This window comes from Parafrankia sp. EUN1f (assembly GCF_000177675.1).
Lineage (GTDB): Bacteria > Actinomycetota > Actinomycetes > Frankiales > Frankiaceae > Parafrankia.
The window spans coordinates 82,979-91,288 of sequence record NZ_ADGX01000016.1 but is presented as its reverse complement, the minus strand read 5'-3'; the positions used below and the strand labels follow the sequence as shown (position 1 = coordinate 91,288).

The following is an 8,310-nucleotide window of genomic DNA, read 5'->3' as shown; positions in this document are numbered from 1 at the left end:
CGTGCCGATCGCCCCCGTGCCGGTCGTCGCCGAGCCGGCGGCGCCCGACACCTTGTGGATCAGTCTGCCCACCCGCTCGCGTACCGGCGGTTGCGGGGTTTGCGCCGGAATCGAACCGATAGGGGTGATACGCGGCGGCGCGCAGGTCTCCAGCCGGCGGACGGCCTCCGAGACGGCGTCGAGGTCGACGCCATCGGTGTCCAACGCGGATTCCATGGCCGCCAGAAGGTCGATGACGCGTGACCACCGAGCCTCGGTCAGCTCCCATTCGGGCACCGAGCGCAGGATCGCGAGCGCCTCGCGACGCAGATCCATCGGCAGTTCAGACACGGGAGCCACCTCCAGGGCCGAGCGCCTCCACGAATCTCGCGACCTCCGCCATCCGGATCTTCTCCAGTTCGCTGGGGCGGACGACGATTCTCAGCTCACGGGTCAGCGCGGGATACCGACGGCAGCCCTGGACGAACGAGTCGATGACCATCATCAGGATCTGTTCCCCGGTGAGCTCGACGATCCGCGCCAGACCGGACCCGACCAGCGGCATCGCCACCGGTTTACGCAGCCCGTGGACGGCCACCGACGCCCACAGCCGGTCGACGCTGCTGCGCAGGTATTCCGACGTCGACCGGGCGACGAGGTCATTGCCCAGCGTCGAATAGGCGACGGCGAACACCCGGCGCCCATCCAGGGGAAGCGGGACGACCGTACCCACCGGATAGCGAACCCGTTTGCCGTACCTCTTGTCTCCCGGGCTCTCCCGGCCCACCGGTTCCAGCGAACGCAGGCCGCGGCGCAGCTCGCGGTCGAGCCGGCCGGTGTCCCCGGCGAACAACCGGTCGAGCAGCTGGCCCTGCACGCTGTCCCGGCTGATCACGAGATCATCCCGGGTCGCGATGTCGAAGGTGTCGCTGAAACCGACCACCAGGTTCGCATCGTGCTGCTCGAACAGATCTCCCCGCAGCACCACCACACCGGTGTGCAGATCGGGAAAATCACGGCGGAGAATCTCGTCGCCGGGCCGCTCGTACAACCGTGCGCGCAGTCGCTCGCGCACCATGGCCAGACGTTCCTGGGCCGCTGCGTCGTCCGGGCGCTCGTGTGCCGCCCGTTCGGCAACCGGCAGCGCGAGATCGGAGCGCCCCAGTTCCAGGTAGGACCGGACCAGCTCGGCCTGTGCCGTCTCATGCAGGCCGGTGAGCCGACCGGCCAGGGCGCCACCGAAGGCCGCTCCGCCCGCCTCGGACAGGGGGCTCCCCCGCCACAGGCCCAGCGCCCGGCTGAGCATCTCGGCCGCGGAGGCGGGCGGTGCGTGCAGGGCCCGCCCGACGAGATCCTCGAACTCGGCGAAGTCCCCCTGATCCCGCTCCAGAATGAGGCGGTAGCCGGATTCGGGTACCCGGCCGGTGAACATGCGCTCGGTCCGGACAATGCCCACGGCCGCATCGGACTCATCGGAGCCGAGGGCACGCCGAAGTTCGCGGATGCGTTTCTGCACCTCGTTGCGGCGGCGCTGTGCCTGGCTCGGCCCACCGGCCGGGGCACCCCAGACGTCCGCATAGAGCCGGCCGGCGGACACCACCTCCTGCTCGGCCGCGATCAGCCGTACCAGCAGCCGGGTCGTGAGTGGGGTCAACGGAGCTTCACGGCCGTCCACCTCGAGTCGGGCCGGCCCCAGCACATTGACCCGTATACGTGGAACACCCTCCCCCGGCAAGAACGCCCCCATTTCTCGTCTCCGCCAACCCAATAGGATCAAACCGGCGGGAAATCTCAGGAACCTGGCATTGATGCTAGCAACGCCGACGTGTGGACATTAGCGGTGCCGGGCCGGGTATCGCTCGCGCGATGAGGAGCCACGATGCCCGACCTGGCGGATTCGGGTTCCGTTCCGGACCGGACCGACGGAAGCGGAGCCGAAACCGGAACGGGAACCACGGCGGAACCGCGCCGGCTGGTCACCGAACAGCGGGCGACGGAACCCGCGAGTCCGACAGGCCGTCACGACGAGGCGGCCACCGCCGAACGTATCGGGCTCGCTCTCCTGAACCGGTACGAACGGTCCGGCCAGGGCTCGATGCTGGTCCTGGCTGTGGACGCGCTGCGCACGGCGGTGACCGTCCTGCCCGCCGACGACCCGGCGCAGGCCGAGTGCCTGCACAATCTCGCCCTCGCACTGCACCTGACCGCCGTCAGCACCGGCGATGGCGAGACGGCCGCCGAGGCCATCCGCACCTTCCGCGCGGCTCTGGCGGCCGGCCCCACGGATTTCAGCCATCGCGCCACGATCCTCGCCGCCCTGAGCACCGCCCTGCGGATCAGCTGGATCGGTACCGAGGATGACGCCGAGCTCGCGGAGGCGGTCACCCTGGCCCGGGACGCGGTCCGTCACGCCGACGCGGCCGACAGCGCCGACGGGGCCGACACCATCCGGCTCAGCGCGCGGCACTGTCTGTGTCTCGCGCTGGAAGCCGCCGGAACGGCGGCTGGCGACCCGAACCTGCTGGCGGAGGCGGTCGAGGTCGGGCACCGGATGGTGGCGCAGGCCCCCGCCGACGACCCGGACCGCGGGAAGCAGCTGGCCGCCCTCGGCAGCGCGTTGCGCGCGCTTTTCGTGCACACCGGGGATCCGGCGGCGGCCGCGGAGGCGTCCCGGGTGCTGGCCGAGGCCGGCGCGATCCGGACGGCCGCCCCGGCCGTCCGGATCAACGCGCTACGCGATGCCGCTGTGGTCGCCGGATGGGCGGGCACGGCGCCGGAGGAGGTCCTGGCGCTGGTGGAGGAGGCGGTACGGCTGCTGCCCCAGTCACCCGGCCCCTCACCCGCGCCGGCCGACCAGACCCGCCGCCTCGGTCTGGTGGACTCGCTCGCCGGTGTCGCCGCCGCGAGTGCCGTCGCGGCGGGTCGGCCCCTGCGCGCGGTGGAACTGCTGGAACAGACCCGTGGTGTGCTCCTCGACGACACGGTCCGGTCCTGGGACGGCGGCACCGGCCTCGGTGCGGCCCCCGATGTGCGCGCGCTGGCTGCCCGTACCGCCGGCGTTCCGGTCGTCTTCGTCGTCAGCAGCCCCCTCGGCAGCCACGCCCTGATCGTCACCGACGACAGGGACACCCCGGTACGGGTGACACCGCTGCCGGACCTGTCGGACGACGATGTCGTCCCGTCGATCATCAAGCTCACCAACGGCTACCTGACGGTCATCGATCCGCCGGACGGGCATCCCTTCCGCGCGATGATCGGCGAGTCCATGCTGCTCAGCGTCTTCCGATGGATGTGGGACGCCATCGCCGAGCCGGTGCTGCACGCTCTCGGCCACGTCGGCCCGCCCGCCCCGGGGGAGGCGTGGCCACGGGTGCGGTGGTGCCCCACCGGAATGCTGGCTCACCTGCCGCTGCACGCCGCCGGGCACCACACCGACATCTCCACGACGCTGGCCGACCGACCCGACCGGTTGGCGAACCCGCGCACCGTCCTGGACCGGGTCGTGTCGTCCTACGTCCCCGGCCTGCGGGGCCTCGCCCGCACCGGTGATCACGGCGCTCCCACCGATCCCACGATGCTGATCGTCTCCGTGCCGGACGCACCCGGGGTGCCCCGCCTGCACGGAGCCATCGCGGAGGCCACGGTTCTCACCGAGCTCGTTCCCAGCTCCCGCACGATTCCCGTGGCGGGCCGCAGGAGCGTGCTGACGGCCCTGCCCGCCTTCCACGTCGCGCACTTCATCTGCCACGGAGTCACCGACTGGGACGATCCGGCGTCGAGCCACCTGGTGCTGGCCGAAGGCCGGGACGGGCGGTTGACGGTCACCGATCTCGGCCGGCTGCGGCTGGCCGGGGGCCTGGCCTATCTGTCCGCCTGCGCGACGATGATTCCAGCGGTCGCCACACCCGACGAGGGTGTGCACCTCACCAGCGCCTTCCATCTGGCGGGCTACCGTCACGTCGTCGGTACGCTCTGGCCGGTCAACGACTTCGTCGCCCGCGGCATCACGGAATCGTTCTACCGGTACCTCACCGCAGACGGCACCTCCCCACCCGACGTCAGCCGCAGCGCGGTGGCCCTGCACCTGGCAGTGCGTCGCACCAGGGAACGCCACCTGACCAGCCCCACCCTGTGGGCCGCACACACCCATACCGGGTTCTGACCGGCCGCCCGACCAGATCTGGCCAGATCTGGCCCGCCGGCCGACCATTCGACCACCCGGGACGCACGGCCAGCTCGGCACTTCCGGGTGGTTTTCGACTTGTTTTCCGTGGGTGTTCCGGTTCAGGTACGTATAGGCTGACCCGCCAGGCTGGACGGACCGCTCGGATCCGGCGTCGAACCGATCATCCGTCGAGGTCCGCGGCATGACGCCATCGGAGGGCCAATGACTCAGACATTCGTCGACGGCGCCCCGCGAACCGCGCCGGCGACCAGACCCCAGTTACGCCCGCTGACCAGCGGTGATCGCGCATTCCTGCATTTCAGCCGGCTCAACCCCGGGGAGCGGCTCGAGGCCGGGGTGGTGCTGTGCGTCGACGACCCGACGCTGACCGTCCACGAACTACGCGCGCACGTGGCGACGCGGCTGGCCGAGGCTCCGGCGCTCACCGAACGGCTGTCCCCACCGACCGGACGATCCGCGGCCGGTGTCGGCTGGCAGCTCGACCACGAGCTCAGCCTCGGATATCACGTCAACGTCGAGGAGCTGCCCGCAGGCAGCGGCCAGGACGGCCTGCGGGAGGCGATGGACCGCATCGCCGCCAGGCCCCTCGACCTCAACCGCCCGCTCTGGCGGATCTGGCTGCTGCGCGGGCACCGCCCCGACGGGGTCGCGGTCGTCTACCGCTTCAGCCACATCCACCAGGACGGCGCCGCCCTGCACCAGGCGCTGCACCTGCTGTTCGGGCTCGACCGCGAACCGGCGCTGCGGAACCTGCCCACCTTCGGCGCCCCCACCCGACGCGACTACGCCCGGATGGCGTCCGGGCTGGTCCGCGGCATCCCCCGGACGCGCCAGCTCACCTCCTGGGGCGGCCCGCCCCACGGCGGGGCACGGCACACCTGGGCGACCGCCGAGCTCGACAGGCTGCGCCGCATCGCGCGCCGCAACTCCGCCACCGTGAACGACGTCTATCTCGCGGCCGTCGCCGGTGCCCTGCGCACCTGGTCACGAACGGAATGGACCCGGTACGGACGTCCCGTCCACGCGGTGATGCCGATCAGCCTGCGCACCCCGGCCGAACAGGAGATCCTCTCGAACTTCACCTTCGGGGTGCGGATACCGCTGCCCTGCGCCGAACCCGACCCGCGCCGCCGGCTGGCCCGGGTCGCCGCGCAGACCCGGCGGATCAAGGCAGGCGGGCGGATGGGCATCGTCGAGCGGCGGATCCTGGACCGGGTGCCGCCGAACGCCTCGCCTCGCATGCTCGCCCAGGTCGCCGCCTCCGGATCACGCGCACACGAGGTCGCTCTGGTCGCGAGCAACGCCGGAACGATGCGCGGCCCGTACGCGATCGCGGGGCGACAGGTCTGCATGCTGATCGGTATGCCCCCGCTGTTCGTCGGCCGGCAGCACCTGTCGGTGGCACTGTTCGGTCTCGACGAGCACGTGTGCGCCGCGTTCACGGCCAGCGCCAGCGTGCCGCGCCACGCCGAGCTCGCCGACAACTGGCTCGCCGAGCTCGCCGCCCTCGACTGACGGGAGCTGCCGGGTAGGCGTGGGAGGGCTGGGCCGACCGGCTCTGCTCACTGGATCGAAGGTCTGCACACACCTGGCGTGACCAGTGCCGATTCGGGGCACTGTGCGTGGCAGGGGGACGTGATATGAGCCGTCGAGCGCCGAGCAAGCCGGACCGCGCACACGTGACCGCCTCGCCCGCGGGCGGGCCGTGGCCGTGGCCGTCACCGCAACGTCCGGAACCAGCCGCGGAGCGGGCGCCGTGGCGGCGATGGCGCGAACAACCGGCCGGGCACGGACACCCGTCCGGGCACGGACACCCGTCCGGGCACGGACACCCGTCGGGGCGCGAACGCTCGACCGAGCGCGAACATCCGTCCGGGCAGGTCCGCCTCGCAGGGCGGGGCGTCGACGCGGTGTGTCAGATCGCGATCGGGCTGGCGATCTTCGGCGTCTACCTGAGTGTGGCGCACGGCATTGCGGTCTCCCGGTCCGCCGCGGACGCGCGGGGATCGGACCTGCTCGCCGTCGAACGCTGGCTGCACGTCGCCGCGACGGAGCCGCTCAACAACGCGCTGCGCGGACACACGGCGCTGGAGATCCTGGCAGCCTGGGAGTACGCCACCACCTACATCATCACGACCTTCGGCCTGCTCGGCGTGTTGTGGGCGCGAACCGACCCGGCGTACCGCTGGGCCCGTGACAGCCTGGCGGTCACGACCCTGCTCGGCGTCGCCTGCTTCGCGCTGTGGCCGACCGCTCCCCCACGGCTGCTGCCCGGGGAGCGATTCGTCGACATCGTCGCGATCCACCATCCGCCGCTGTCGTGGGGAGGCGGGCCGGTGTCGGCGGGGGCGAACCAGTTCGCGGCGATGCCCAGCCTGCACGTGGCCTGGGCGGTCTGGATGGTGGTGGCCTCGATGCGCGCGCGGCGGGTCGGCCCGGCCGGCCGGGCGTTCGGCGCGGCCCATCTGGGCGTGACGATGCTGGTGGTCCTCGCGACGGCGAACCACTACGTGCTCGACCTGGTCGCGGGTGGCGCGGCCGTGGCGGTCGCCGCGCCGGTCGCCGGCGGGATGGGCCGGCGGGCCACCGCGAGCGGCACCCGGCGGGTCGCCGCGGCCGACGAGCTGTTCCTCCATGTGCAGACCGCCACCAACCCCCAGTACGTCGGCGGGGTGGCGGTGCTCGACACCTCTCTCGGACCGCCACCGACCCTGGACGCACTGCGGCGGCACGTGGCAGCACGGCTGTCGGCGACGTCCCGCCTCACCCGGCGGGTGGTGCCGGCGGGCCGGTTGCGTCACCACCGCTGGGCGAGCGATGGCGACATCGATCTGTCCTGGCATGTGCGCGAGACGCACCTGCCCGCGCCCGGGGGGCAGGTCGCCCTTGACAGCCTGGTCGCCAGGCTGAACGTGACGCCGCTCGACCCGGACCGCCCGCCCTGGCGGATCTGGCTGGTCCGCGGCCTGGGCGCGCACCGGGTGGCGGTCGTGGTCATCGTCCACCATGCGGTGGCGGACGGGCTCGGCGTCGTGGCGCTGCTGCGCCACCTCCTGGACCTGCACCCCCCGCCGGACCCACACCGCCCGGCCGACCTGCACCCGCCGGCCGACCCGCACGCCCCGACCAACCTGCACCCGCCGGCCGACGGCGTCACCGCCAGCCCGAGCGGGCCTGCCCCGGGACCGGGGCGGGCCCGACGGCTGGCCCGGGTCGCGCGCACTCCCGTCACCCGACCGGCCACTGTCGTGAGTGGGCTGGTAAGCCTCGCCCGCGACGGTGCCGCGCCGCCGATGACGTTGTCCGGTCCGCTCGGCGGGTCGCGCACCTACCTCACGACCGCATCGTCGCTTCCCGCGGTTCGATCCTGTGCCCACCGGCTGGAGGTGACGGTGACCGATCTGCTGTTGGCCGCGGTCGGATCCGCCGCCACGGCGGCCGTGGCGGCGGCCGGCGAGGAGCCGTCCGGACAGGTGCTGCGCGCAGCCGTCCCCGTGACCATGCGCATGCCCGGTTCGGATCAGCACGGCGTTCCCCGCGGCCCCGGCAATCTGACCGCGGCCCTGCGCCTTGACGTGCCACTCGGACCGATGCCGCCGGACCGACGCGCCGAGCAGATCAGCCGCCGCGCGCGGGGTCGACGGGCATCGGGACGCCTGCCGGCGAGCGCCGCGGCCCTGCGCCTCATGGGGGCGCTACCGGCTCCGCTGCACCGGGCGGCGGCCCGCTCGGTCTACCGCGCACGGTTCTTCACCGCGATCGTGTCGAACATGCGGGGAGCGCCACGGCCGCTGGAGCTGCTCGGGTGCCCGTTGCGGGACGTCTTCCCGATCGTCCCGCTCGCCGCGCAGGTGCCGCTCTCGGTGGGTGCGCTCGGCTGGAACGACCGCTACTGCGTCGCCGCGACAGTCGATCCCGCCCGGCTTGACCCGGTGCTCTTCGGCACGGCGCTGCGGGCGGCGCTGGCCGAGCTGACTTCGCCGGAGCTGACATCGCCGGAACTGACATCGCCGGAACTGACCGGCCGCGCCCGGACGTCTCCACCTCCCGGGCGGCCACTGGCCCGATCAGCCTGAAACGGCCGCGGCACCCACCGGTCCGTCTGTGACAATTCCGATCACGTGATCTTGCCTGTGCGGTTGCCA

At 72.6% G+C, this 8,310-nt stretch carries 5 protein-coding genes; 3 read left to right on the top strand and 2 right to left on the bottom strand.

Features of this window, described 5'->3' with window-relative positions; translation table 11 throughout:
• The coding region (locus FREUN1FDRAFT_RS07120) for a CATRA system-associated protein (RefSeq protein ID WP_006539309.1) at positions 1 to 330 on the bottom strand (330 nt) is incomplete at its 3' end.
• Positions 323 to 1,726 carry a macro domain-containing protein gene (locus tag FREUN1FDRAFT_RS07115; protein WP_006539308.1) on the bottom strand — a complete coding sequence of 468 codons (1,404 nt, stop codon included), beginning with the start codon at positions 1,724 to 1,726 and terminating at the stop codon, positions 323 to 325. The genes FREUN1FDRAFT_RS07115 and FREUN1FDRAFT_RS07120, both read right to left, overlap by 8 nt.
• 132 nt (positions 1,727 to 1,858) lie before the next feature.
• Here FREUN1FDRAFT_RS07115 and FREUN1FDRAFT_RS07110 point away from each other — a divergent pair, with 132 nt between their 5' ends.
• The 3 genes from FREUN1FDRAFT_RS07110 (at position 1,859) to FREUN1FDRAFT_RS07100 (ending at position 8,241) form a co-directional block, all read left to right on the top strand.
• Positions 1,859 to 4,141, top strand: coding sequence for a CHAT domain-containing protein (locus FREUN1FDRAFT_RS07110; RefSeq protein ID WP_006539307.1), 2,283 nt, complete (start codon positions 1,859 to 1,861; stop codon positions 4,139 to 4,141).
• A gap of 225 nt (positions 4,142 to 4,366) precedes the next feature.
• Complete coding sequence (locus FREUN1FDRAFT_RS07105) at positions 4,367 to 5,680, top strand: wax ester/triacylglycerol synthase domain-containing protein (protein ID WP_006539306.1); 1,314 nt, start codon at positions 4,367 to 4,369, stop codon at positions 5,678 to 5,680.
• A gap of 395 nt (positions 5,681 to 6,075) precedes the next feature.
• The gene (locus FREUN1FDRAFT_RS07100) at positions 6,076 to 8,241 is read left to right on the top strand and encodes a wax ester/triacylglycerol synthase domain-containing protein (RefSeq protein ID WP_006539305.1); all 2,166 of its coding nucleotides are present in this window, start codon (positions 6,076 to 6,078) and stop codon (positions 8,239 to 8,241) included.
• The last annotated feature ends 69 nt before the right edge of the window (positions 8,242 to 8,310 follow it).

Bases quoted from the DNA above. Each gene is read 5' to 3' on its own strand.
- FREUN1FDRAFT_RS07115 (WP_006539308.1), bottom strand. From the start codon at position 1,726: ATGGGGGCGTTCTTGCCGGGGGAGGGTGTTCCACGTATACGGGTCAAT.
- FREUN1FDRAFT_RS07105 (WP_006539306.1), top strand. From the start codon at position 4,367: ATGACTCAGACATTCGTCGACGGCGCCCCGCGAACCGCGCCGGCGACC.
- FREUN1FDRAFT_RS07110 (WP_006539307.1), top strand. From the start codon at position 1,859: ATGCCCGACCTGGCGGATTCGGGTTCCGTTCCGGACCGGACCGACGGA.